The organism is Pantoea sp. ME81 (genome assembly GCF_903970985.1).
In the GTDB taxonomy this organism is placed as follows: Bacteria; Pseudomonadota; Gammaproteobacteria; order Enterobacterales; family Enterobacteriaceae; genus Pantoea; species Pantoea communis.
Genome location: NZ_CAJCKS010000035.1, coordinates 13,684 through 40,203, shown reverse-complemented (window position 1 = coordinate 40,203; position 26,520 = coordinate 13,684). Strand labels below are relative to the sequence as shown.

The following is a 26,520-nucleotide window of genomic DNA, read 5'->3' as shown; positions in this document are numbered from 1 at the left end:
GTACGTGACTTGATAGGTACCGAGCTGGGACGCAGACTAAGGGTGTGCTGGACGTGCGCTCTTTCCAGACACGTCGCGCTACCGATCTGTTAGCGCTAGTCTGGGTGTCACAGCACGCCCGGTTGAGATGATGAGCCCAGAGCTGCGTGTAATGGGTGCGGCTGAAGGGCTGCCGGTATTGCCCGATACTCAGTACCTGCTGTGCCGTAATCCAGACAGTGATAACGAGTTGGCGCTGGCGATCTTCAACGCGATGCAGTCCACCAACGATCCTTACAATCTGACGGCAAATCCAGATGGCACCCTGCTGCTGGATGACGAAGAGTAAGGTCAACAATAGCGGGTTATTCCTTCACGTTGGAATACCAGTTAATTGTTAAAACTTATTAAAATGAGCCTTAGACTGATAAACATCAGCTAAGGCTTTTTTTATGCATTTTAATTCACGCTTTCTAACGCGATTCACCACCAATAATTTTCCTCTCTTCCTGAAAAATGGAAATTGTTCCATTTTTGCTCAAAGTGGAACTTCTTTATCATTCCGTGCCATCTTTCCCAGGGCATTTGCCTGTACCGATCGCCGATTTTTACAGCAAAAAACACCATTATGTGTTCTGGATCAAAAAAATACCCCCTATAAGGGGGGGGAAATCCCTGTAAGACCTGTCAAAATATGATTGTTAAATGCACGATCCATGCATGTGAATACCCGCTACACTGAAATTAACCTCACAAACTGAAGCGATTTAGCTGGTATGATGGGGTTCGTTTGTTAATAATATGCTACGGGTGTTAATTAATGTTTGGGTGCTTTTGTCAAAGTTGACAAAAGGTTATAGAAAGGAGTAAAAAACCCCATAAAATTGCTGCTTATTTGATAATGACAGCATAGTTTACAAGGTTTTTTATCCTTCCCTTGAATTCATGTGGTGTGTTTGCTGCAACAGTGCAGGATGCCAGCGCCACTTTTGATGAGTAAGCAAAGAGTATGTCGACAACCACAGAAGTGATCGCTCATCACTGGGCGTTTATTGTTTTTATTGTTATTGCATTTGGCCTGTGTGCCTTCATGTTGACCGGCGGTTGGTTGTTAGGTGGTCGTGCGCGGGCACGCCATAAAGACACCCCGTTTGAATCGGGTATCGAATCCGTCGGTGATACCCATATTCGCCTCTCCGCTAAATTCTATCTGGTTGCGATGTTCTTCGTTATTTTCGACGTCGAAGCCCTCTATTTATACGCCTGGTCGACTTCAATCCGTGAGAGCGGATGGGTCGGCTTTGTCGAAGCCGCAATTTTCATTTTGGTGCTATTGGCAGGCCTGGTTTATCTGGTGCGCATCGGTGCACTGGATTGGGCTCCTGCGCGTCGTCGCGTAGTGGTCAAATCAATTCCGGTCAGTCACAACCACACCAACCCTCATAAGCAGTAAAAGCGAGGCAATAAGATGGACTACACGCTGACACGCGTAGACCCGAACGGCGGCGGTGATAACGATCGCTATCCGCTGCAGAAACAGGAGATTGTCACCGATCCTCTGGAACAGCACGTTCATCGCAGCGTCTATATGGGTAAGCTCGAGCATGCCCTGCATGACATGGTGAACTGGGGTCGTAAAAACTCTCTCTGGCCGTACAACTTCGGTCTTTCCTGTTGCTACGTGGAAATGACCACGTCATTCACTGCGGTGCATGACGTGGCGCGTTTTGGTGCGGAAGTTATGCGCGCCTCCCCACGTCAGGCTGACTTTATGGTGATCGCCGGTACGCCGTTTACCAAAATGGCGCCGGTTATTCAGCGTTTGTATGACCAGATGCTGGAACCGAAATGGGTGATCTCCATGGGTGCTTGTGCAAACTCGGGCGGCATGTACGACATCTACTCTGTGGTGCAAGGCGTGGATAAATTCCTGCCGGTTGACGTGTACATTCCGGGCTGCCCACCGCGTCCTGAAGCTTACATGCAAGCGCTGCTGCTGCTGCGTGAGTCGATTGGTAAAGAGCGCCGTCCACTGTCGTGGGTGGTGGGTGATCAGGGCGTTTATCGCGCCAATATGCAGCCAGAGCGTGAGAGAAAACGCGGCGAGCGTATTGCCGTCACTAACCTGAGAACGCCAGACGAAGTCTAAGCTTCCCGTACACGGATGGCACAACGGCCGCAGCAGAACATCACAATTTAATGTGCGCCGCCATCCTGACGCCTTCTTTTAGCGCCTGATTACAGGCCGGAATGGTGAGTAACGTATGACAGATTTAACCACGCAAGATCTCGCTCAGCCTGCATGGCAAACCCGCGACCATCTGGATGATCCAGTGGTCGGCGAGCTGCGTAACCGTTTTGGGCCGGATGCCTTTACCGTTCAGGCCACCCGCACCGGTATTCCGGTCGTCTGGGTGAAACGTGAACAGTTACTGGAAATTGTCGAATTCCTGCGTAAGCTGCCAAAGCCGTACGTCATGCTGTATGACTTGCACGGTTTCGATGAGCGTTTACGTACCCACCGCGACGGTTTACCCGCCGCGGATTTTTCCGTTTTCTATCACCTGCTGTCGATTGAACGCAACCGCGACATCATGCTCAAGGTGGCGTTGTCTGAAAACGATCTGAATGTGCCGACCATCACCAAAATCTTCGCCAATGCCAACTGGTATGAGCGCGAAACCTGGGAGATGTTTGGTATCACCTTTAATGGTCACCCGCACCTGACGCGCATCATGATGCCGCAGACCTGGGAAGGCCATCCGCTGCGTAAAGATTACCCGGCGCGTGCCACTGAGTTCGACCCGTTCGAACTGACCAAACAGAAAGAAGATCTGGAAATGGAGGCGCTGACCTTCAAGCCTGAAGACTGGGGCATGAAGCGTAGCACCACCAATGAGGACTTCATGTTCCTCAACCTGGGTCCTAACCACCCGTCCGCGCACGGTGCCTTCCGTATCATTCTGCAGTTGGATGGCGAAGAGATCGTCGACTGCGTGCCGGATGTCGGCTACCACCATCGTGGTGCTGAGAAGATGGGCGAGCGCCAATCCTGGCACAGCTACATTCCGTACACCGATCGTATCGAATATCTCGGCGGCTGCGTGAACGAGATGCCTTACGTGCTGGCGGTGGAAAAATTAGCCGGCATCACCGTGCCGGATCGCGTCAACGTGATCCGCGTGATGCTGTCAGAGCTGTTCCGTATCAACAGTCACTTGCTGTACATCTCCACCTTTATCCAGGACGTGGGCGCCATGACGCCGGTGTTCTTCGCCTTCACCGACCGTCAGAAAATTTATGACGTGGTTGAAGCGATTACCGGTTTCCGTATGCACCCAGCCTGGTTCCGCATCGGCGGTGTGGCACACGATCTGCCTAAAGGGTGGGAGCGTCTGCTGCGTGAGTTCCTCGATTGGATGCCGAAGCGTCTGAAAGAGTATGACAAAGCCGCACTGCGTAATACCGTGTTGATGGGCCGTTCGCAGGGCGTTGCAGCCTATAACATGGACGAAGCGCTGGCGTGGGGCACCACTGGAGCTGGCTTACGCGCCACCGGTCTCGACTTTGACGTGCGTAAATGGCGTCCGTATTCAGGCTATGAAAACTTCGATTTTGAGATCCCTGTTGGCGCAGGCATTAGTGATGCCTACACCCGCGTTCAACTGAAAATGGAAGAGATGTGGCAGTCACTGCGCATTCTGGAACAGTGCCTGAAAAACATGCCGGAAGGCCCGTTCAAAGCGGATCACCCGCTGACCACGCCGCCACCAAAAGAGCGCACGCTGCAACACATCGAAACCCTGATCACGCACTTCCTGCAAGTTTCGTGGGGCCCGGTCATGCCGGCCAACGAATCCTTCCAGATGATTGAAGCGACTAAAGGGATCAACAGCTACTACCTGACCAGCGATGGCAGCACCATGAGCTACCGCACCCGTGTGCGTACGCCAAGCTTCCCGCACCTGCAGCAGATCCCATCGGTGATCCGCGGCAGCCTGGTATCCGACTTGATCGTATACCTCGGTAGTATCGATTTTGTTATGTCAGACGTGGACCGCTAATTATGCACGATCAAAAAATTGCCATTCACACTATCGACCCTGATGAGGTCTTTGTGCTGAGCGAGACCGAGCACCACGCTATTGAGCACGAAAAACACCATTACGAGGATGCACGCGCCGCCTCAATTGAAGCGTTGAAGATCGTGCAGAAGCAGCGTGGATGGGTGCCAGATGGCGCCATCAATGCCATTGCTGAAGTGTTGGGCATTCCAGCCAGTGACGTAGAAGGTGTGGCGACGTTTTACAGCCAGATCTACCGCACGCCGGTTGGCCGTCACGTCATTCGTTATTGCGACAGCGTGGTGTGCCACATCACCGGTTTCCAGGGCATTCAGGCTGCGCTTGAGCAGAATCTGAATATCAAGCCGGGCCAGACCACAGCCGATGGCCGCTTTACCCTGCTGCCAACCTGCTGCCTGGGCAACTGTGACAAAGGCCCAACCATGATGGTGGATGAAGATACCCATGTTCATCTGACCCCGGAAGGCATCGCCAATCTGCTGGAGCAGTATCAATGACCATTAAACAGATCATTCGTACTGCGGAAACGCATCCACTCACCTGGCGTCTGCGCGACGACAAGCAGCCGGTGTGGATCGATGAATATCGCAGTAAAAACGGTTATGTCGGCGCTGATAAAGCACTGAAAGGCATGAGCCAGGACGAAATCGTTGCGGCAGTGAAAGACTCCGGTCTAAAAGGTCGCGGTGGCGCCGGTTTTAATACCGGCCTGAAGTGGAGCCTGATGCCGAAAGACGAATCCATGAACATCCGTTACCTGCTGTGTAACGCCGATGAAATGGAGCCGGGCACCTATAAAGACCGCCTGCTGATGGAGCAAATGCCGCACCAGTTGGTGGAAGGTATGCTGATCAGTGCGTTCGCCTTGAAAGCCTATCGTGGCTACATCTTCTTACGTGGCGAGTACATCGAAGCGGCCGTGCATCTGCGCCGTGCGATTGCCGAAGCCACCGAAGCGGGATACCTCGGTAAAAACATCCTCGGTACCGGTTTCGATTTTGAACTGATCGTGCACACCGGCGCGGGACGTTACATCTGTGGTGAAGAGACCGCGCTGATCAACTCACTGGAAGGTCGTCGTGCGAACCCGCGTTCTAAGCCACCGTTCCCGGCGAGTGCGGGCGTGTGGGGCAAGCCAACCTGCGTCAACAACGTGGAAACCTTGTCCAACGTCCCAGCCATCTTCCTCAATGGCGTTGACTGGTACAAGAACATCTCAACCAGCGAAGACACCGGCACCAAGATGATGGGCTTCTCTGGACGCGTGAAAAATCCAGGCGTGTGGGAACTGCCGTTTGGCACGACCGCGCGTGAGATTCTGGAAGATTATGCCGGTGGCATGCGCGATGGCCTGAAATTCAAAGCCTGGCAGCCAGGCGGTGCGGGTACCGACTTCCTGACCGATCAACACCTTGATCTGCCAATGGAATTTGCCAGCATCGGTAAAGCCGGCAGCCGTTTAGGCACGGCATTGGCGATGGCGGTCGATCATGAAATCGGCATGGTTTCGCTGGTGCGTAATCTGGAAGAATTCTTTGCGCGCGAGTCCTGTGGCTGGTGTACGCCGTGCCGTGATGGCTTGCCATGGAGCGTGAAGATCCTGCGTGCGCTGGAGCAGAAAAAAGGCCAGCCGGGTGACATCGAAACCCTGCTGCAACTCTGTCGCCAACTCGGCCCAGGGAAAACCTTCTGTGCCCACGCACCGGGTGCCGTTGAGCCATTGCAGAGCGCGATTAAATATTTCCGTGAAGAGTTTGAAGCCGGCATTGCGCCGCAGGTGTTTGGCAATACCCGATCGATCGGTGGTATTCAGCCCAACCTGCTGAAAGCGCGCTGGTAATCAGCCGCCGTACACGGAATTCACCCTGCGCCGACACGGCGCGGGGGACAGAATTAGATGTTTAACGCTCGTCTTAGGGCGAGCCTTACGGAAGCATGTTCACTATGGCTACAATCCATGTAGACGGTAAAGAATATGATGTGAACGGAGCGGACAACCTGTTGCAGGCGTGTCTCTCTCTGGGCCTTGATATTCCTTATTTTTGCTGGCATCCGGCGCTGGGAAGCGTTGGAGCCTGCCGCCAGTGTGCGGTGAAGCAATTCCAGAATGCCGAAGATACCCGTGGTCGTCTTGTTATGTCATGCATGACACCGGCGTCGGACGGCACCTTTATTTCCATCGACGATGGCGAAGCGAAAGAGTTTCGTGAAAGCGTGGTGGAATGGCTGATGACCAACCATCCCCACGACTGTCCAGTGTGCGAAGAGGGCGGTAACTGCCATCTGCAAGATATGACGGTCATGACGGGCCACAGCTTCCGTCGTTACCGCTTCACCAAACGTACGCACCAGAATCAGGATCTCGGCCCGTTCATCTCCCATGAAATGAACCGCTGTATCGCCTGCTATCGCTGCGTGCGTTACTACAAAGATTACGCAGACGGCAAAGATCTCGGCGTTTACGGTGCCCACGACAACGTTTACTTCGGTCGCCCGGAAGATGGCACGCTGGAGAGCGAGTTCTCCGGTAACCTGGTCGAGATCTGCCCGACCGGCGTATTCACCGATAAAACGCACTCCGAACGCTACAACCGTAAATGGGATATGCAGTTCGCACCGAGCATCTGCCAGCAGTGCAGCGTGGGTTGTAACACCAGCCCAGGCGAGCGTTATGGTGAACTGCGTCGTATCGAAAACCGTTACAACGGTACCGTAAACCACTACTTCCTGTGTGACCGTGGTCGTTTCGGTTATGGCTATGTGAACCGCAAAGATCGTCCACGTCATCCTGTACAGAAGCGCGGCAACGATTGGGTCAGCCTGAATGCCGAACAAGCGGTGAATGCGGCGGCTGACGTGCTGCGTCAGGCGAAGCGTGTGATTGGGATTGGATCACCGCGTGCCAGCATTGAAAGCAACTTTGCGCTGCGTGAACTTGTCGGTGCGGAAAACTTCTCCACCGGTATGCCTGCCGCTGAGCAAGCACGCGTTGAGTTGATGCTGAAAGTGCTGCAGGAAGGCGGTATTTACACGCCATCACTGCGCGAAATCGAAAGCTACGATGCGGTGCTGGTGCTGGGTGAAGATCTGACTCAGGTCGGTGCGCGTGTCGCACTTTCTGTGCGTCAGGCGGTGAAAGGTAAAGCACGTGAAATGGCAGCAGCCCAGAAAGTGGCTGACTGGCAGATCGCGGCGATCCTGAACATTGGTCAGCACGCCAAACATCCGCTATTTGTCACCAACGTTGATGAAACCCGTCTTGATGATATCGCGGCGTGGAGCTATCGCGCACCGGTGGAAGATCAGGCTCGTCTCGGCTTCGCTATTGCCAATGCGCTCGATGAAGCCGCTCCAGCCGTCAGTGGCTTTGACAGCAAGCTGAATGGCAAGCTGGATGTGGTGGTACAGGCGTTAGCCGGTGCCAAAAAACCACTGATTATTTCTGGTACTCACTCTGGCAGCACCGCGATGATTGAAGCGGCCGCCAACGTGGCAAAAGCACTGAAAGGTCGCGGTGCCGATGTCGGTATCACTTTCCTTGCCGGTGCCGCTAACAGCTTTGGTCTCGGCCTGATGGGCGGTCAATCGCTGGATAGCGCGCTGGAACAGCTGGATAAAGGCGAAGCGGAAGCGCTGGTGGTGTTGGAAAACGATCTTTACCGCCACGCACCGAAAGCCACCGTGGATGCGGCTTTGCACAACACCGCACACGTGATTGTGGTTGATCATCAACGCACTGCGACGCTGGAAAAAGCCGGTCTGGTGCTCTCGACGGCGAGCTTCGCAGAGAGTGATGGCACCTCGATCAACCAGGAAGGCCGCGCACAGCGTTTCTTCCAGGTTTACGATCCGTCTTATTACGACAACAGCATTGTGATGCTGGAGAGCTGGCGCTGGCTGCACTCGCTGCACAGCACTGTTGAAAGCCGTCAGATTGACTGGACGCTGCTTGATCACGTGATCGATGCCACCGTTGCAGCATTGCCACAGTTGAAAGGTATTAAAGACGCGGCGCCGGATGCAAGCTTCCGTATTCGCGGTCAGAAACTGGCGCGTTCACCGCATCGTAACAGTGGCCGTACCGCGATGCGTGCCAATATTAGCGTGCACGAACCGCGTCAGCCGCAAGACAAAGACACCATGTTTGCCTTCTCAATGGAAGGTAACAACCAACCAGGCGCACCACGTTCGCAGATTCCATTCGCCTGGGCTCCAGGCTGGAACTCCCCGCAAGCATGGAACAAGTTCCAGGCTGAAGTCGGTGGCAAACTGCGTCATGGCGATCCGGGTGTGCGTCTGTTTGAAGCGAGCGAAGGATCACTGCCGTGGTTCACCGCCGTGCCAGAAAGCTTTGTTGAAGGCAGCCAATATCGCGTTGCACCTTACTATCAGCTGTTTGGTAGTGAAGAGATGACTCAGCGTTCACCGACCTTCCAGAAGCGTATGTCGCCAGCTACGCTGGTGATTAACCCGGCTGATGCGGAGAAACTGGGCGTCAATAACGGCTCTGCGGTTGAACTGGTTTGTGCCGGTGAAACGCTGCGTCTGCCAGTACGCTTCTCCACTTCCCTGCAAGCAGGGCAGGTGGGTCTGCCGCTGGGTATGCCAGGTGTGCCGCCGTTCCTCTCAGGTGCGCAAGTTGACAAACTGCAGGAGGCTGCACAATGAGCTGGCTGACACCGGACGCTATCGACATCCTCATCCAGATCCTGAAAACCATTGTGATTCTGCTGGTGGTGGTGGGTTGTGGTGCCTTTATGAGTTTCGCCGAGCGTCGTCTGCTCGGCTTATGGCAGAACCGTTATGGACCGAACCGTGTTGGCTGGGGCGGCTCACTGCAGCTCGCCGCTGACATGATCAAAATGTTCTTCAAAGAGGACTGGGTTCCGCCGTTTACCGACCGCTTCATCTTTACTCTGGCACCGGTTATTGCCTTTGTATCGCTGCTGCTGGCGTTTGCCATCGTGCCGGTTTCACCGACCTGGATGGTGACAGACCTGAATATCGGTCTGCTGTTCTTCCTGATGATGGCCGGTCTGGCGGTTTACGCCGTGCTGTTCGCCGGTTGGTCGAGTAATAACAAATACTCACTGCTGGGTGCAATGCGTGCTTCCGCGCAGACGCTGAGCTACGAAGTGTTCCTGGGCCTGTCGCTGATGGGTGTGGTGGCGCAAGCCGGTTCATTCAACATGAACGCCATCGTCGAGAGCCAGACGCACTTGTGGAACATCATTCCGCAGTTCTTCGGCTTCGTGACCTTCTGTATCGCGGGCGTCGCGGTTTGTCACCGTCATCCGTTTGACCAGCCAGAAGCGGAACAGGAACTGGCCGATGGTTACCACATCGAATATGCCGGTATGAAGTTCGGTCTGTTCTTCGTCGGTGAATACGTGGCGATCACCACCGTTTCAGCGCTGATTGTCACGCTGTTCTTCGGTGGCTGGCACGGTCCATTCCTGCCGCCATTCATCTGGTTCGCCCTGAAAACGGCGTTCTTTATGGTGATGTTTATCCTGATTCGTGCTGCGCTGCCGCGTCCACGTTATGACCAGGTGCTGTCGTTCGGCTGGAAAGTGTGTCTGCCGTTGACGTTATTGAACCTGCTGGCGACCGCCGCAGTGATTCTGTACAGCGCGCAGTAAGGGGTTTTGAGATGACTTTAAAAGATATTGTCGTTGGCTTCGGCACGACAGTGCGCAGTATCTGGATGATAGGCATGCATGCCTTCGCCAAGCGCGAAACCCAGATGTATCCAGAAGAACCGGTTTACCTGCCGCCGCGCTACCGTGGCCGTATCGTGCTGACGCGCGATCCGGACGGCGAGGAGCGCTGTGTTGCCTGTAACCTGTGTGCGGTAGCCTGTCCAGTGGGTTGTATCTCACTGCAGAAAGCGGAAACGGTTGATGGTCGCTGGTATCCGGAGTTCTTCCGCATCAACTTCTCGCGCTGCATCTTCTGCGGTCTGTGCGAAGAAGCCTGCCCGACCACGGCGATTCAGCTGACCCCCGATTTTGAGCTGGGTGAGTTCAAGCGTCAGGATCTGGTGTACGAGAAGCAGGACCTGCTGATTTCCGGTCCGGGTAAATATCCGGAGTACAACTTCTATCGCATGGCGGGTATGGCGATCGACGGGAAAGAGAAGGGCGAAGCGGAAAACGAAGCCAAGCCAATCGACGTCAAAAGCTTGTTACCTTAAGGAGCCAGGTATGGAATTTGCGTTTTATCTTTGCGGACTGGTGGCGGTGCTAACGACATTGCGCGTTATCACTCACACCAATCCGGTACATGCGCTGCTGTACCTGATTGTTTCGCTGCTTTCGATTGCGGGCGTGTTCTTCTCAATGGGCGCTTACTTTGCCGGTGCGCTGGAGATCATCGTTTACGCCGGTGCCATTATGGTGCTTTTCGTGTTCGTGGTGATGATGCTGAACCTGGGCAAAACCCAGCAGGACCAGGAGCGCGAGTGGCTGAAGCCTTCGCTGTGGATTGGGCCTGGCATCGTCTCCCTGTTGCTGCTGGTGGTGATGATTTACGCCATTAGTACCGCGCACGATCAGGGCATTGATGGCACCGTCATCGATGCCAAAGCGGTGGGTATCAGTCTGTTTGGTCCTTACGTACTGGCGGTTGAGCTGGCGTCAATGCTGCTGCTGGCCGGTCTGGTGGTGGCCTTCCATATCGGACGTGAAGAGCGTCAGGGCGAAGTGCTGAGCAATCGCCATGCTGATGCACATGCGAATAAGGAGGATCACGCATGATCCCGTTACAACACGGCCTGATGTTGGCTGCTGTGCTGTTTGTTCTCGGCCTGACCTCGCTGGTGCTGCGCCGCAACTTGCTGTTTATGCTGATTGGTCTGGAGATCATGATCAACGCCGCCGCGCTCGCGTTGGTGGTAGCTGGCAGCTACTGGGGACAAGCTGACGGCCAGGTGATGTACATTCTGGCGATCAGCCTCGCGGCGGCGGAAGCCAGCATCGGCCTGGCCCTGCTGCTCCAGCTCTATCGTCGTCGTCAGACGCTGAACATTGACACAGTGAGCGAGATGCGCGGATGAATCTTCTCTATTTAACCGTATTATTTCCGCTGATTGGCTTCCTGCTATTGGCGTTTTCCCGTGGTCGCTGGTCGGAGAATCTGTCGGCAGCGGTGGGAATGGGATCGGTCGGTCTGGCGGCGTTGACCACCGTTTTCGTTGGTATGGATTTCTTCAGTAACGGCCAACAGCCTTTTACTCAGGCGTTGTGGACATGGATTCAGGTCGGCCACTTTGATATCAAAGTGAACCTGGTACTGGACGGCTTGTCTCTGACCATGCTGTCAGTGGTCACGGGGGTCGGCTTCTTCATCCACATGTTTGCTTCCTGGTACATGCGCGGTGAAGAGGGCTATTCACGCTTCTTCGCTTACACCAACCTGTTCATCGCGAGCATGGTGGTGTTGGTGCTGGCCGACAACCTGATGCTGATGTATCTCGGTTGGGAAGGCGTGGGCCTGTGCTCTTATCTGCTGATTGGCTTCTACTACAGCAACCCAGAGAACGGCAAAGCGGCGATGAAAGCCTTTATCATCACCCGTGTCGGTGACGTGTTCCTGGCATTCGCGCTGTTCATTCTCTACAACGAACTGGGTACGCTGAACTTCCGCGAGCTGGTGGAACTGGCGCCGGCGCATTTCGCCGCTGACAACCACATGCTGCAGTGGGCAACCCTGATGCTGTTGGGCGGTGCGGTCGGTAAATCTGCACAGTTGCCACTGCAAACGTGGCTGGCTGATGCGATGGCGGGTCCTACGCCGGTATCAGCTCTGATCCACGCCGCCACCATGGTAACCGCGGGTGTTTACCTGATTGCGCGTACCCATGGCTTGTTCCTGCTGACGCCGGAAGTGCTGCATCTGGTGGGTATTGTGGGGGCGATTACGTTGGTGCTGGCAGGCTTTGCCGCGCTGGTGCAAACCGACATCAAACGCGTGCTGGCTTACTCTACCATGAGTCAAATCGGCTACATGTTCCTCGCGCTGGGCGTGCAGGCATGGGACGCGGCCATTTTCCACTTGATGACGCACGCCTTCTTCAAAGCACTGCTATTCCTTTCTTCTGGTTCGGTCATTCTGGCCTGCCACCACGAGCAGAACATCTTCAAAATGGGCGGCCTGCGTAAGAGCATCCCACTGGTGTACACCTGCTTCCTGGTCGGCGGCGCTGCGCTGGCGGCACTGCCGCTGATTACCGCAGGTTTCTACAGTAAAGATGAAATCCTGTTTGGTGCGCTGGCGAATGGTCACATCAATCTGATGGTGGCGGGTCTGGTCGGTGCATTCCTGACCTCGATCTACACCTTCCGCATGATCTTCATCGTGTTCCACGGCGAAGAGAAAATTCATGCGCACGCGGGCAAAGGCATCACTCACCATCTGCCACTGATTGTGCTGTTAGTGCTCTCCACCTTCGTTGGCGCCATGATCACGCCACCGCTGGCGGGCGTGCTGCCGCAGAATGAATTCGGTGAGGGCGGCAAAGTGGCGCTGGAAATCACCTCAGGCGTGGTCGCGATTGTCGGCATCCTGATTGCTGCTGCCCTATGGCTTGGCAAACGCCAGCTGGTCACCAGTGTTGCCAACAGCGCGCCGGGCCGTTTCTTCGGCACCTGGTGGTTCGCGGCATGGGGCTTCGACTGGCTGTATGACAAGGTGTTTGTAAAACCTTATTTGGGCATTGCCTGGCTGCTGAAGCGCGATCCGCTGAACTCACTGATGAACCTGCCTGCGCTGTTGTCGCGCATTGGTAATAAAGGCCTGGTGGTGAGCGAGAACGGTTACGTGCGCTGGTATGTGGCTTCCATGAGTGTCGGTGCCGTGGTGGTACTGGCGCTGATGCTGGTGATTTAAAGATTGATGAGCGGGGGCGAGAGGATCAAGGATTCTTTCACCCCAGAAGCGAATGTGAAAAATTGCCTGAATGACGAAGCGTTATTGATGTAGCCCGTTTCGTTGCCGTCAGTGTGCAGCAACCCAAGCGTATTTTTTACGTGAGGGTGGCGAGCGCTGACGGTGATGGAAGTGGCAAGCAAGATAGCTCGAAATCAGGTTGAAAAAAGGGAAGTATGCCGTGTTATTACCTTGGCTAATAATCATACCTTTTGTTGGGGGTCTGCTTTGCTGGTTAGCAGAGCGCCTCGGCGCAAAAGTGCCGCGTTGGATCGCCATGATCACCATGGGGCTGACGCTGGCACTCGGTCTGCAGTTGTGGCTGCAGGGAGGCTATTCACTCACCCAGGCTGCAGGAATGCCGCAGTGGCAGTCGACTTTCTCGGTGCCATGGATTCCACGCTTCGGTATTAACTTCCATCTGGCTATTGACGGTTTGTCGCTGCTGATGGTGGTGCTGACCGGCCTGCTGGGTTTGATGGCGGTGCTCTGTTCCTGGAATGAAATCGAGAAGTATCAGGGCTTTTTCCACCTCAACCTGATGTGGATCCTCGGTGGTGTGATTGGCGTGTTCCTCTCCATCGACATGTTCCTGTTCTTCTTCTTCTGGGAAATGATGCTGGTGCCGATGTACTTCCTCATCGCGCTCTGGGGTCACAAAGCCTCTGACGGTAAAACGCGTATCAGTGCCGCAACCAAATTCTTCATCTATACCCAGGCTTCGGGTCTGGTGATGTTGATTGCGATTTTGGCGCTGGTATTTGTGCACTACAACGCCACGGGCGTCTGGACCTTCAGCTACGAAGAACTGCTGAAAACGCCAATGTCGCACACCGTTGAATATCTGCTGATGCTCGGCTTCTTTATCGCTTTCGCAGTGAAAATGCCAGTGGTGCCTCTGCACGGCTGGTTGCCGGATGCGCACAGTCAGGCACCGACAGCGGGTTCGGTTGACCTCGCAGGAATCTTGCTGAAAACGGCGGCGTATGGTCTGCTGCGTTTCAGCCTGCCACTGTTCCCGAATGCTTCCGCAGAGTTTGCGCCGATTGCTATGTGGCTCGGTGTACTGGGTATCTTCTACGGTGCCTGGATGGCGTTCTCGCAGACGGATATCAAACGTCTGATTGCTTACACCTCCGTTTCGCACATGGGCTTCGTGCTGATTGCTATCTACACCGGCAGCCAGCTGGCGTTCCAGGGCGCGGTGATTCAGATGATTGCGCACGGCCTGTCCGCCGCAGCACTGTTCATCTTGTGTGGGCAGCTTTATGAGCGTCTGCATACCCGTGACCTGCGTCAGATGGGGGGGTTGTGGTCACGCATTAAATGGATTCCAGGCCTGTCGCTGTTCTTCGCGGTGGCCAACCTCGGTATGCCAGGCACCGGTAACTTTGTCGGCGAATTTATGATTCTGACCGGCAGTTTCCAGGTGGTGCCGGTGATTATCGTGATTGCCACCTTTGGTCTGGTGTTTGCCTCGGTGTATTCGCTGGTGATGATGCAGCGCGCTTACTACGGCGAAGCGAAATCGAAAGCTCCGCTGCCGGGCATGTCACCGCGTGAATTCATGACGATCGGCGTGCTGGTGGTGCTGCTGGTTCTGCTGGGTGTTTATCCACAGCCGATCCTTGATACCTCTCACGCTGCGATGAGCAATATTCAGCAGTGGTTTACCGCTTCAATTTCAACTACAAGGCCGTAATTCGCCATGACAATAACTCCTCAACATCTGATTGCGTTACTGCCGCTGTTGATCGTCGGATTGACGGTGGTGGTGGTGATGCTGTCCATTGCGTGGCGACGCAACCACTTTGTTAATGCCACGCTGACGGTCATTGGCCTGAACGTAGCGCTGTTTTCACTGTGGTTTGTCGGTCATGTCGGTGCCATGGATGTCACGCCGCTGCTGCGCGTTGACGGTTACTCAATGTTCTACACCGCGCTGGTGCTGCTGGCCAGCCTCGCAACCTGCACCTTTGCTTATCCGTGGCTGGCCGGTTTCCCGGACAACAAAGATGAATTCTATCTGCTGGTGCTGATTGCGGCGCTCGGTGGCATCGTGCTGGCGAGTGCCAACCATCTGGCGGCGCTGTTCATTGGTATTGAACTGCTGTCACTGCCGCTGTTTGGTCTTATCGGTTACGCATTCCGTCAGAAACGTTCGCTGGAAGCGGCACTGAAGTACATGATCCTGTCCGCTGCAGCGTCCTCGTTCCTGATCTTTGGTATCGCGTTGATTTATGCCGATTCTGGCAGCCTGAGCTTTGTGCAACTGGGTAAAAGCCTGAATGACAGCATGATCCAACAGCCGTTGCTGCTGGTCGGTTTGGGCATGATGATTATCGGCCTCGGCTTTAAGCTGTCACTGGTGCCGTTCCACCTGTGGACACCAGACGTTTATCAGGGTGCGCCTGCGCCGGTTTCAACCTTCCTGGCCACCGCCAGCAAAATCGCCATCTTTGGTGTGGTGATGCGCTTGTTCCTGTACGCGCCAGTGACGGACAGCGAAGCCGTGCGCACCGTGCTCGGTGTTATCGCCTTTGTGTCGATTCTATTCGGTAACCTGATGGCGATTTCGCAGAGCAACATCAAACGTCTGCTCGGTTACTCATCGATCGCGCACCTGGGCTATTTGCTGGTGTCGCTGATTGCGGTGAAAACCCATCAGCTGTCACTGGAAACGGCGGGTGTGTACCTGGCGGGTTACCTGTTCAGCAGCCTCGGCGCGTTCGGTGTGGTCAGCCTGATGTCCAGCCCATACCGTGGCCCGGATGCGGATACGCTTTACTCTTACCGTGGTCTGTTCTGGCATCGTCCAATTTTGTCAGCGGTCATGACCGTCATGATGCTGTCTCTGGCCGGTATCCCGATGACGCTGGGCTTCATTGGTAAGTTCTACGTCATTGCTTCCGGTGTGAACGCGCATCTGTGGTGGTTAACCGCGGCAGTCGTTGCCGGCAGTGCGATCGGTCTTTACTACTATCTGCGTGTGACGGTGAGCCTTTACCTCAGCCCACCAGAAATGCACACGCGCGATCGTGACACGCCAGCCAACTGGGCCTTCACCGCTGGTGGTGTGGTGGTGCTGATTTCTGCGATTCTGGTACTGCTGTTGGGTGTCTATCCGCAGCCACTGATCTCGCTGGTACAGATGGCACAGCCGCTGATGTAAATGCGCTTTGACCTCAGAAATCAGGCCCAAGGGCCTGATTTTTTTTGCCTGTAATCTGAGAATACGATCACGGCAAGGCAATGCGGCAACCCTGTACGGCTGCTCAATCCCCGCGCGCTGTGATACTCTCAGGGGATCACTTTTTTCGCTCAGACAAGGAAGCATCATGGAAATGCAATGGCTTGATTGCCACCACAGTGAACTGAGTGCACAGCAGTTATATACCGTGCTGGCACTGCGCAATCACGTATTCATTGTGGAGCAAAACTGCCCCTATCAAGACGTAGATGGTCAGGATTTGCGAGCAGAGAATCGCCACATCATGGGCTTCCTTGACGGCAAATTATTGGCCTACGCTCGTGTGCTTACGCCCTCACTGGACAGCGCCCCGGTGATGATTGGTCGCGTGATCGTGTCCGAAGAAGCGCGTGGCCTGAAGTTGGGCTATCGACTGATGGAGAAAGCGCTGGAGAGTTGCGATACCCATTGGCCGCAACGCACTATTTATTTATCGGCGCAGGCCCATCTGGAAGGGTTTTACGGTCGTCTTGGCTTCAAAGCGGTGGGGGACGTTTATATGGAAGATAACATTCCACACATCGGTATGCAGAAAGCGTAATGGCGAGGAATACTCCTCGCCATTTATACCCGTCATATTTCAAATTACCGGTGAGTTGGCTGCCTGGCTCACCCGAATCACTGACTTCAGTCAGCTCATCGGGCTCTCTTGTTTGCCGCCTTCCTGAAATTCGAACTTTTTAGGGGATATCAGCCCGGCGTCATCTGTCGGTCATCGGTATATTTACGCTGATCCGGCGGCGGTGGGAAATACTGATACAGCCAGGTTTCACTTAAGGTCTCATCTTTGGTGCGCAGGAACAGGCGCATATCCACCGGCTTAGTGGAGTCACTGTTCGGGTACCAGTCAAACAGAATGCGGTAACCGTTAAGCGGCTCCACATACAGAATCTCAACCTGCTTGATGGTACCCGCATTCACGGTGATCACCGGCTCAATCCCTTTCGGCGCAGCGGCTTTCAGGTCGCCACCGACGAAATCAATCGCGAAGCGGCGGCACCACTGATCGGGGAAGTGCTCGCCCGGCGCCCAACCTTCTGGGAAGCCACCGATACCGGTGCGCGTTGCGTCCACGCGCGCCAGACCGCTGCGCACAGGCGGTAACTGGCTCCAGTAGAGTTTGTACTGGAAGCTGAATTCGCTGCCCGCTTTGACCGGCTCGGTTGGCTGCCAGAAGCACACCACGTTATCCAATGTTTCACCAGTGGTCGGGATCTCCATCAGATTGATGGCGCCTTTACCCCATTTGCCAATCGGCTCAACCCACAGGCTTGGGCGTTTGTCATACCAGCCAATGACATCCTGATAATCTTTGAAGTCGTGATTGAGCTGCAGCAGACCAAAACCGCGTGGGTTTTCATCTTCATAAGCATTGAACTGCAAGCGCTGCGGGTTGTTCAGCGGGCGCGCAATCCACTCGCCTTTACCGGTCCACATTGCCAGACGATCGGAGTCATGGATTTGCGGGTGATAGGTATTGCACATGCGACGCTCGTTGGTGCCGCAGCTAAACATACTGGTCATCGGCGAGATGCCGAGCTGACGAATGTCGTTACGAGCAAACAGATGGTTTTCCACCTCCATCACCACGCGTTTCTCTTCGCAGTGGATAGTGAACTTGTACGCACCGGTGACGCTGGCGCCGTCCAGCAGCGCATAAACCACAAAGGTGGTATCGTCTGCTTTCGGTGTTTCAAACCAGAAGGCGGTAAAGTCCGGGAACTCCTCGTGGCCGTTGCTGAAGGTGTTGACTGCCACACCGCGCGCTGACAAGCCGTACTGGAAAGTTTCATCAACCGCACGGAAGTAGCTCGCGCCGAGGAACGAGACGATATCGCGACGCGCCAGTTCTGGTTTTTTAAACGCGCGGAAACCGGCGAAGCCCAAATCGGTTTTGCCGACCAGCTGCTGGGTATCGACGTTAGCGTTGTGATAGTTAAACAGTTCGGGGCGGAAGTGGATTTCGCGCGCTTCACGGCTATCGGCATCCACGGAGAACATGCGGATACGGCGTTTAAAGCCCATCCCCACGTGGAAGAACTGCACATCTAACTCGCGATCGGGAATGTTGTTCCACAGCGAATGGTTGGCATCGTACTGAATTTCGTTGTAAGCCTGCGGTGTCAGATTGGCCAGGGTGTCAGGAAGCGGGCCGGGTGCGCCGCCCCAGGGCTGTTTCGCCAGCGCGGAAGCTTTCTTTTTCAGTGAGTCGAAATCGAAGCGCACTGCGGTGCCGTCGGCGATGCCATCATCGGCCCAGGCGGAATGCGCAAACAGCGAGGAGAGCCCGGTCATGCCGCTTGCGGCAGAGAGGGCCATGGACGCTTTCATAAATTTTCTACGATTCATGCCGGAAATCTAATCCTTAGCTGCTCTGGTGTGTTGTGACTGTCGTAAGACGCATTGCGTCTGGCTACAAGGGGATACGACAGTCGCGAAATTAAAAAATTCAGTCTGACAAAAATTTATCAGATTAATCAAATAAGCGAAGCAGATTTCACGCTGCAACAGCGCGGATTACGCAACTTTGCATTGAGTCGAGCAAAAACCAGCGTAATCCGAATCCCTTGCGCGCAGCAAATACCGAATTTATGACTATAGTTAAACGACGATAAGTGACGAGCATGGAGGAAGTATAACGTGTCATCTTCAGATCAATTTGAAACTCGCCTTGATGACGACCTGGCGCTACTGACAGAAACTTTGGAAGAAGTACTGAAATCGTCGGGTGATCCGGCCGATCAAAAGTACATCGAATTGAAACTTAAAGCGGAACAAGCGCTGGAAGACGTGAAGAATCGCGTTAGCCAGGCTTCTGACAGCTATTATTACCGTGCCAAAAAAGCGGCCTACCGTGCCGACGATTATGTGCATGAAAAACCGTGGCAGGGGATCGGCATTGGCGCCGCCGCTGGCCTGTTTGTCGGTTTACTGTTGGCCCGCCGCTAAATTGTCGGGGCGTAACGCCGGTTACGCCCGATTCCTCTTTTTTACCGCGTTATCCCTCTCATTTGTCTCGAATCCTTGTTTCGCATCAACGGCGATTGTGTTTCGCGTGCGCGCTTTCTACAGTAAAGCGACAGGGATAAGGAGAAAAAAACGTGATACGTGTTGAAATGCTCTCAACGGGCGATGAAGTGTTGCATGGGCAGATTGTCGATACGAATGCCGCATGGCTGGCGGATGTGCTGTTCCAGCACGGTTTGCCTATGACCAGCCGCAGTACCGTTGGCGATGCGATGTCCTCGCTGGTGGAGACGCTGCAGAGTCGCAGCCAGATTGCTGATGTGCTGATTGTGAACGGTGGCCTTGGTCCAACCAGCGACGATCTCAGTGCGCTGGCCGCTGCCACCGCGTGTGGCACCGAATTGGTGATCCAGCAGGAATGGCTGGAGAAGATGGAAGCCTGGTTTGCCAGCCGTGGACGCATCATGGCGCCGAGCAACCGCAAGCAGGCGGAAATTCCGGCGAATGCCGAGCTGATTGATAATCCGGTGGGTACCGCGTGTGGCTTTGCACTTCAGCTCAATCGCTGCTGGATATTCTTCACGCCGGGCGTGCCGTCCGAATTTAAAGTGATGGTCGAGCAGGAGATCATTCCGCGTTTGAAAGCGCGTTTTGATTTACCTGAGCCGCCGCTGTGTTTGCGTCTGACTACCTTTGGTCGTGGCGAGAGTGACATTGCTGCCGAACTGGAGCCGTTACCGTTGCCGGAAGGTGTGGTAATGGGCTATCGCTCATCAATGCCAATCATTGAAATCAAACTCACCGGACCGGCCAGCCAGCGCGTGGCGATGGAGCAGGCGTGGCAGCAGGTTAAGCTGCTGCTGGCGGAATGCACTATCTTCGAAGGCACTGAAGGTTTGCCTGCTTTGTTAGCGCGTGAGTTGCAACAGCGTGGTTTCCGGCTGGCGCTAAGCGAGCAATATACGGCGGGATTGCTCAACTGGCAGCTGGCATCAGCAGACGTACCGCTCAGCGCAGCAGAGATTCTGCCTCCTCATGATGAACCGCTGGAATCCCAGGTCGAGCGCACGCGCAATCTGGCCGCACATCACGGCACGGTATTGGCGCTGTCGGTGGGCAATCTGGAAGAGGGCGAAGTGGCGATTGCGCTGCATACGCCGGAAGCCAGCTGGGGCCAGCGCGTGAAGTTCACCCATGGGCGTCACAATGTTGAAACCCGGCAGAAAGTCGTGGCGATGATGGCGATGAACATGCTGCGCCGCTGGCTGCACGGCAGTGAAGTCAGTACCGGGCATGGCTGGATTGATGTGCTGGAAGCCGTGAAACAGTAACTGCGTGGGCAGACGTTGCCATGAATTTCACCGGGGCGCCATTGATGGCGACCCGGTGTTTAAATCTCGATCTCAATCTCCCCTTTGGCGCGACAGCAGCAGGGCAAAATCTCACCCTTCTGAATAAACGCCAATGGGGTTTCCGCGTAAGCCACTTCGCCTTTTAGCAAGCGCATGCGGCATGAACCGCAGTAGCCTTCACGGCACTGAAACTCTACGCAAACATTGTGCGCTTCCAGTGCCGTCAGCAGATTGGGATGATCTTCTGCGCACTCCAGCCGGGAGCCGGAACTGCGCAGAATAACAACAGAACGGCTCATGCTTACAGCTGGAAGTCGTTGAAGTCGTCTTCGCCGACTTCGGCATCAATCTGACCCACCAGGTAAGAACTGACTTCCACTTCCTGCGGTGCCACCTGCACGTTATCTGATACCAACCAGGAGTTGATCCATGGAATCGGGTTAGAACGCGTCTGGAACGGCAGATCGAGGCCAACCGCTTGCATGCGGATGTTGGTGATGTACTCAATGTACTGGCACAGAATGTCTTTATTCAGACCGATCATCGAGCCACCGCTGAACAGATAATCTGCCCACTCTTTCTCTTGCTCGGCGGCTTTCTTGAACAGGTCGAAACACTCATCACGGCACTCGGCGGCGATCTCTTTCATTTCAGGATCATCTTCACCGGTGCGCAGCAGGTTCAGCATGTGCTGAGTGCCGGTCAGGTGCAGAGCTTCATCGCGCGCAATCAGTTTGATGATTTTGGCGTTACCTTCCATCAGCTCGCGCTCGGCGAAAGCGAATGAACAGGCGAAGCTGACGTAGAAGCGAATCGCTTCCAGTGCGTTAACGCTCATCAGGCAGATATACAGCTGCTTTTTCAGCGCACGCAGATTCACGGTCACGGTTTTACCCGCCACTTCGTGCGTGCCTTCTCCCAGCAGATGCCAGTAGCTGGTCATCTCGATCAGATCGTCGTAATACTTCGAGATGTCCTGTGCACGCGCCAGAATCTGCTCGTTAGTGACGATGTCGTCAAACACCAGTGAAGGATCGTTGACGATGTTACGGATGATATGGGTGTAAGAGCGCGAGTGGATGGTCTCAGAGAACGCCCAGGTTTCGATCCAGGTTTCGAGTTCTGGAATCGAAATCAACGGCAGCAGGGCCACGTTAGGGCTGCGACCCTGAATGGAATCCAGCAGCGTCTGGTATTTCAGGTTGCTGATAAAGATGTGCTTTTCGTGATCTGGCAGCGCCTGATAATCGATACGATCGCGTGAGACGTCCACTTCTTCCGGACGCCAGAAGAAGGAGAGCTGTTTTTCGATCAGCTTTTCAAAGATGTCATATTTCTGCTGGTCGAAACGGGCAACGTTCACTGACTGGCCGAAGAACATCGGTTCTAACAGCTGGTCGTTTTTGTTCTGCGAAAATGTGGTGTAAGCCATGGCTAAGTCCAAAAGTGATGAGGGCCGACCATTGCCGGCCCTGACAAGATAGGGCGTCTGACTAATTAAATCTTACAAGCGCCGCTTTCGCAGCCGTCATCCTGAATGGAAGGAGCCAGGTCGTCCTGCGCATCTTCCGCACCATCACGGGTGTTTTGGTAGTACAGGGTTTTCACGCCAAATTTATACGCGGTCAGCAGATCTTTCAGCAGCTGTTTCATCGGCACTTTGCCATTGGCAAAACGGCTTGGATCATAGTTGGTGTTCGACGAAATCGCCTGATCGATAAATTTCTGCATCACACCAACCAACTGTAAGTAACCGTCGTTAGAGGGCATTTCCCACAGCAGTTCGTACTGATCTTTCAGACGCTCATACTCTGGCACCACCTGACGCAGAATACCGTCTTTGGATGCTTTGATGCTGATGTGACCGCGCGGTGGCTCAATACCGTTGGTGGCGTTTGAAATCTGCGAAGAGGTTTCAGACGGCATCAGGGCAGAGAGCGTGGAGTTACGCAGACCGTGCGTAACGATCGACTCACGCAGACCTTCCCAATCCAGGTGCAACGGCTCGCTGCAAACGGCGTCGAGATCCTTTTTATAGGTGTCGATTGGCAGAATGCCCTGAGAGTAGGTGGTCTCTTTGAACCACGTACAGGCACCTTGCTCTTTCGCCAGTTCGTTCGAGGCTTTCAGCAGGTAGTACTGGATCGCTTCAAAGGTTTTATGCGTCAGGTTGTTGGCGCTGCCATCAGAATAACGCACGCCGTTTTTCGCCAGATAGTAAGCGTAGTTGATCACGCCAATACCCAGAGTACGACGACCCATTGCGCCGCGTTTTGCCGCTGGGATTGGGTAATCCTGATAATCCAGCAGGGCATCCAGCGCACGTACCGCGAGGGTCGCCAGCTCTTCCAAATCGTCGAGGCTGTCAATCGCACCAAGGTTAAACGCAGACAGCGTACACAACGCGATTTCACCGCTCTCGTCATTCACATCGTTCAGCGGTTTGGTCGGCAGCGCGATTTCCAGGCACAGGTTAGACTGACGTACTGGCGCGATAGCCGGATCAAACGGGCTGTGGGTGTTGCAGTGGTCGACGTTCTGGATGTAGATACGGCCGGTAGAAGCACGTTCCTGCATCATCAGTGAGAACAGTTCAACCGCTTTCACGCGCTGTTTGCGGATGCTGTCGTCTTTCTCGTATTTGGTGTACAGACGCTCGAACTCGTCCTGATCGGCGAAGAACGCATCGTACAGACCTGGCACGTCAGACGGGCTGAACAGGGTGATCTCTTCACCTTTCAACAGACGGGTATACATCAGCTTGTTGATCTGTACGCCGTAGTCCATGTGACGTACGCGGTTGCCTTCAACGCCACGGTTGTTTTTCAGCACCAGCAGGCTTTCCACTTCCAGATGCCACATTGGGTAGAACAGGGTGGCTGCACCGCCACGTACGCCGCCTTGTGAGCACGACTTCACTGCCGTCTGGAAATGTTTATAGAACGGGATGCAACCGGTATGGAAGGCTTCGCCGCCACGGATTGGGCTACCCAGCGCACGAATGCGACCAGCGTTGATACCGATACCCGCACGCTGCGACACGTATTTTACGATAGCGCTGGAGGTGGCATTGATGGAATCAAGGCTGTCACCGCATTCGATCAAGACGCAAGAGCTGAACTGACGCGTTGGGGTACGCACGCCAGACATGATTGGCGTCGGCAGTGAGATCTTGAAGGTGGACACGGCATCATAGAAGCGACGCACGTAATCCATACGCGTCTCACGCGGATAACCGGAGAACAGGCATGCAGCAACCAGAATATACAGGAACTGGGCACTCTCGTAGATTTCACCGCTCACACGGTTCTGCGCCAGGTATTTACCTTCCAGCTGCTTCACCGCAGCGTAAGAGAAGTTCATGTCGCGCCAGTGGTCGATGAAGCCGTCCATCTGCTCGAACTCTTCTACGCTGTAATCTTCCAGCAGGTGACGGTCGTATTTGCCCATCTCAACCATTTTCACGACCTGATCGTACAGCTTCGGCGGCTCAAACTGGCCGTACGCTTTTTTACGCAGGTGGAAGATGGCGAGGCGAGCAGCCAGGTACTGGTAATCCGGCGCATCACGGGAGATCAGGTCTGCAGCGGCCTTGATGATGGTCTCATGGATATCAGAAGTACGAATTCCATCGTAGAACTGAATGTGGGAGCGCAACTCAACCTGAGACACGGAGACGTTATTCAGCCCTTCAGCGGCCCAATCCAGTACCCGGTGAATCTTATCGAGATCAATGCGCTCCTGGCGGCCATCGCGTTTAGTAACGAGCAGACTTTGGTTCATGTCGCGTGTTTACCTGTCCATGAAAGAGTGAGTTATCCCCCATCTATTCACAAGGTCTATGCACAAGCCGCTCGTTGTGAGTAAACCTGTGGATAAACACTATATATAGGGGGTGCGGGAAGTTTGAACAACAATATGGTGAGTATTCTAGTCAGCATTCTGATCATCACAAGAGTTGATTTTCGCGAAAAAATCCGTCCAGGGGGGTAGCGAAATTCCTGGATCCCCATTCCGTAAGGCCTGCCAATGGTGTCAACTGCCAGCGACTTTTTTTTCACTTTTTGATCGAGCGCGTGTTTATTGCTCAAAGGTTCTCATCACGGATATTTCTGAAGTCAAAAAAGCCCTGACAAGGCCGCCAGTAGCGAACTTATCTAAAATTGCTTATGAATTTTTTGTGACCAATCCAGCCTACAAAAATGCGTGGTACGCGTCTAAAAGGAAATTGATCTGGATAGCAGTGAGTTACAAACCCGGTGCTTTCCACATCGAGGTGGTTAACCCACTGTCCACCAGGGTGAGTTGGTCGGCATAGACTTTCTGCCAGTTGGCTTTTTGCTGTTGATAGAGTTGGTGGTGTTCTGCGTTGGGGTGAAATTCGCGCTCCCAGCGTACTAATGCTTGCCCGGTTTCCTGCAAACTGCGGTAAACCCCAGCGGCGACGCCAGCCGCAATCGCGCAGCCCAGGGCGGTGGCTTCTTTCACCTGCGGCACTTTGACCGTCAGCCCCGTGACATCGCTCAAAATCTGGCTCCACAATTTGCCCTTCGCACCGCCACCGGCAAACACTATCTGTGAGGTTTGGACACCGGAAAAGGCGGCCACCTGATCCAGATTGCAGGCCGAAACAATCGCGGCATTCTCTTCCAGCGCACGGAAGAGCGTCTGTTTATTGCAGCGTTCGGGGTCGATGGAAAGATTAATAAAGGAAGGCGCAGCGTGATACCACTTGTTGAAGTGCATTGCATCTGAGAACACCGGCATCACGCCCCACGAACCGGCGGGGACGCGTGCCGCCATCTCTTCCAGCAGGCTGTAGCAATCCACACCCAGCCGCTCCGCCAGCAGTTTCTCTTCACCGCAAAAGGCATCACGGAACCAGCGCATCGTGAGGCCGGTAAAGAAACTGATCGCTTCCGCCTGCGCCATACCGGGGATCACATGCGGATTCACGCGAATGTTCATTTGAGGATCAATCTGCGGCTGCGGCAGATTCACCACCTGCTGCCAGAAAGTGCCGCCGAGCACCGCGGTTTCGCCCGCCTTCACCACGCCTAACCCCAGCGTCCCCAACTGCACATCACCGCCGCCCATGCCAACCACTGTGCCTTGCGCCAGCCCACACTGATGAGCGGCTTCGGCTGTCACGGTTCCCAGTTGCGTACCGGTTTCGGCCACGGGTGACAATATATCGCCGCGCAAACCCGCCATCTCCAGCAAATCAGGCCGCCAGTTTCGGGTGCGTAAATCCAGCAGGCCGGTGGTGCCCGCGTTGGAGGGATCCACTGCCAGTTCGCCACTCAGGCATTTTGCCAGCCAGTCGCTGATCATCGACAGCGTTGCCGCCTGACGATAAATATCGGGTCGATGATGCGCCAGCCATAACAGGCGTGGCATTGCCCCAAGTGCCAGGGTTTGCCCTGAGCACTGATAGATTTCACGCTCAAACTCGCCGTGATGAATCTCTTTCAGCTCACTCACTTCGCGGCTGGCGCGGGCATCCACGTTGGCGCAGGCCCAAATTGCTTCGCCGGCTTTGTTATAGAGCACGATCCCTTCGCGCATCGAGCAGCAGGCCACGCTGCGAATCGCGCTGGCTGGCAACTGCGACTGTTGCAGCACCTGCTGAATACACTGACAGGCGAGTGACCAATTGTGGCTCAGATCAAACTCCATCGATCCCGGCACATCGGGCAGGGCGAGATGACGCCATTCAGCTTGCGCCACGGCGACCTGCTCGCCCTGAAGATTGAAAATCACGGCGCGAATACTGCCAGTACCGGCGTCGAGCGCCATCAGATGCGGGGCGTGTGACATCGCAAAACTCCTGTTGAAACGGAAAAGTGCTCCACGCCGACGGCCCAACGGGTGTTACTGCAAAGATAGCTGTGCGCGAGGGTTTTCACCTCCAGATGAACGGCTTAGCCCACCGCTGAAAGTTTGAACTGTGATCGCT

21 protein-coding genes and 1 pseudogene are annotated in these 26,520 nt (G+C 54.7%); 17 read left to right on the top strand and 5 right to left on the bottom strand.

Annotated features, from left to right (window positions below; all coding sequences use genetic code 11):
* Positions 1-85 precede the first annotated feature (85 nt).
* The 15 genes and pseudogenes from H7A81_RS09025 to H7A81_RS08955 all read left to right on the top strand — a co-directional run.
* Positions 86-328: pseudogene (locus H7A81_RS09025) on the top strand (transcriptional regulator LrhA); the annotation flags it as partial.
* 660 nt (positions 329-988) lie between these two features.
* The gene (locus tag H7A81_RS09020; RefSeq protein ID WP_034825074.1) at positions 989-1,432 is read left to right on the top strand and encodes an NADH-quinone oxidoreductase subunit A; all 444 of its coding nucleotides are present in this window, start codon (positions 989-991) and stop codon (positions 1,430-1,432) included.
* A 15-nt stretch (positions 1,433-1,447) separates the two neighbouring features.
* A complete protein-coding gene (locus tag H7A81_RS09015; RefSeq protein WP_007889318.1) occupies positions 1,448-2,128 on the top strand; it encodes an NADH-quinone oxidoreductase subunit B family protein in 681 nt (226 codons plus the stop codon).
* A 115-nt stretch (positions 2,129-2,243) separates the two neighbouring features.
* Positions 2,244-4,043: an NADH-quinone oxidoreductase subunit C/D gene (nuoC, locus tag H7A81_RS09010; RefSeq protein ID WP_058961297.1), complete on the top strand. Its 1,800-nt coding sequence runs from the start codon at positions 2,244-2,246 to the stop codon at positions 4,041-4,043.
* Between the two features lie 2 nt (positions 4,044-4,045).
* Positions 4,046-4,561: an NADH-quinone oxidoreductase subunit NuoE gene (gene nuoE / locus H7A81_RS09005; RefSeq protein ID WP_058961298.1), complete on the top strand. Its 516-nt coding sequence runs from the start codon at positions 4,046-4,048 to the stop codon at positions 4,559-4,561.
* Positions 4,562-4,563: 2 nt separating this feature from the next.
* Positions 4,564-5,904 (top strand): NADH-quinone oxidoreductase subunit NuoF, encoded by a 1,341-nt coding sequence (gene nuoF / locus H7A81_RS09000; RefSeq protein WP_176505727.1) that lies wholly within the window; start codon positions 4,564-4,566, stop codon positions 5,902-5,904.
* A gap of 104 nt (positions 5,905-6,008) precedes the next feature.
* Positions 6,009-8,732 carry an NADH-quinone oxidoreductase subunit NuoG gene (nuoG, locus tag H7A81_RS08995; protein WP_160833460.1) on the top strand — a complete coding sequence of 908 codons (2,724 nt, stop codon included), beginning with the start codon at positions 6,009-6,011 and terminating at the stop codon, positions 8,730-8,732.
* On the top strand, positions 8,729-9,706 hold the full coding sequence (gene nuoH / locus H7A81_RS08990; RefSeq protein ID WP_045813644.1) for an NADH-quinone oxidoreductase subunit NuoH: 978 nt from the start codon (positions 8,729-8,731) through the stop codon (positions 9,704-9,706). Before nuoG ends, nuoH begins: the two co-directional genes overlap by 4 nt.
* A gap of 11 nt (positions 9,707-9,717) precedes the next feature.
* Entirely contained in the window at positions 9,718-10,260 is a 543-nt protein-coding gene (gene nuoI / locus H7A81_RS08985; protein WP_034825061.1) for an NADH-quinone oxidoreductase subunit NuoI, read from the top strand.
* 10 nt (positions 10,261-10,270) lie between these two features.
* Positions 10,271-10,822 (top strand): NADH-quinone oxidoreductase subunit J, encoded by a 552-nt coding sequence (gene nuoJ / locus H7A81_RS08980; RefSeq protein ID WP_034825059.1) that lies wholly within the window; start codon positions 10,271-10,273, stop codon positions 10,820-10,822.
* Positions 10,819-11,121, top strand: a complete 303-nt coding sequence (gene nuoK, locus H7A81_RS08975; RefSeq protein ID WP_034825057.1) for an NADH-quinone oxidoreductase subunit NuoK — start codon at positions 10,819-10,821, stop codon at positions 11,119-11,121. The genes nuoJ and nuoK overlap by 4 nt, the downstream gene beginning before the upstream one ends.
* Complete coding sequence (nuoL, locus tag H7A81_RS08970) at positions 11,118-12,953, top strand: NADH-quinone oxidoreductase subunit L (RefSeq protein WP_058961299.1); 1,836 nt, start codon at positions 11,118-11,120, stop codon at positions 12,951-12,953. Before nuoK ends, nuoL begins: the two co-directional genes overlap by 4 nt.
* 220 nt (positions 12,954-13,173) lie before the next feature.
* Complete coding sequence (nuoM, locus tag H7A81_RS08965) at positions 13,174-14,694, top strand: NADH-quinone oxidoreductase subunit M (RefSeq protein ID WP_058961300.1); 1,521 nt, start codon at positions 13,174-13,176, stop codon at positions 14,692-14,694.
* 6 nt (positions 14,695-14,700) lie between these two features.
* Complete coding sequence (gene nuoN, locus H7A81_RS08960) at positions 14,701-16,164, top strand: NADH-quinone oxidoreductase subunit NuoN (RefSeq protein ID WP_034825051.1); 1,464 nt, start codon at positions 14,701-14,703, stop codon at positions 16,162-16,164.
* Positions 16,165-16,330: 166 nt separating this feature from the next.
* Positions 16,331-16,783: a GNAT family N-acetyltransferase gene (locus tag H7A81_RS08955; RefSeq protein ID WP_097116582.1), complete on the top strand. Its 453-nt coding sequence runs from the start codon at positions 16,331-16,333 to the stop codon at positions 16,781-16,783.
* A 149-nt stretch (positions 16,784-16,932) separates the two neighbouring features.
* On the opposite strand, the gene H7A81_RS08950 is transcribed toward H7A81_RS08955, so the two are convergent.
* Positions 16,933-18,591: a glucan biosynthesis protein D gene (locus H7A81_RS08950; RefSeq protein ID WP_182057292.1), complete on the bottom strand. Its 1,659-nt coding sequence runs from the start codon at positions 18,589-18,591 to the stop codon at positions 16,933-16,935.
* Between the two features lie 291 nt (positions 18,592-18,882).
* Here H7A81_RS08950 and elaB point away from each other — a divergent pair, with 291 nt between their 5' ends.
* Positions 18,883-19,191 (top strand): stress response protein ElaB, encoded by a 309-nt coding sequence (elaB, locus tag H7A81_RS08945; protein ID WP_034825045.1) that lies wholly within the window; start codon positions 18,883-18,885, stop codon positions 19,189-19,191.
* 152 nt (positions 19,192-19,343) lie between these two features.
* The gene (locus tag H7A81_RS08940) at positions 19,344-20,540 is read left to right on the top strand and encodes a nicotinamide mononucleotide deamidase-related protein YfaY (RefSeq protein WP_182057291.1); all 1,197 of its coding nucleotides are present in this window, start codon (positions 19,344-19,346) and stop codon (positions 20,538-20,540) included.
* A gap of 59 nt (positions 20,541-20,599) precedes the next feature.
* Here H7A81_RS08940 and yfaE read toward each other — a convergent pair whose 3' ends face one another.
* From yfaE to lsrK, 4 genes are all read right to left on the bottom strand, one after another.
* A complete protein-coding gene (gene yfaE, locus H7A81_RS08935) occupies positions 20,600-20,860 on the bottom strand; it encodes a class I ribonucleotide reductase maintenance protein YfaE (RefSeq protein ID WP_058961303.1) in 261 nt (86 codons plus the stop codon).
* A 2-nt stretch (positions 20,861-20,862) separates the two neighbouring features.
* Positions 20,863-21,993: a class Ia ribonucleoside-diphosphate reductase subunit beta gene (nrdB, locus tag H7A81_RS08930; RefSeq protein WP_034825039.1), complete on the bottom strand. Its 1,131-nt coding sequence runs from the start codon at positions 21,991-21,993 to the stop codon at positions 20,863-20,865.
* A gap of 65 nt (positions 21,994-22,058) precedes the next feature.
* Positions 22,059-24,344, bottom strand: coding sequence for a class 1a ribonucleoside-diphosphate reductase subunit alpha (nrdA, locus tag H7A81_RS08925; RefSeq protein ID WP_097116584.1), 2,286 nt, complete (start codon positions 24,342-24,344; stop codon positions 22,059-22,061).
* A 465-nt stretch (positions 24,345-24,809) separates the two neighbouring features.
* Positions 24,810-26,381, bottom strand: coding sequence for an autoinducer-2 kinase (lsrK, locus tag H7A81_RS08920; protein ID WP_182057290.1), 1,572 nt, complete (start codon positions 26,379-26,381; stop codon positions 24,810-24,812).
* Positions 26,382-26,520: the final 139 nt, after the last annotated feature.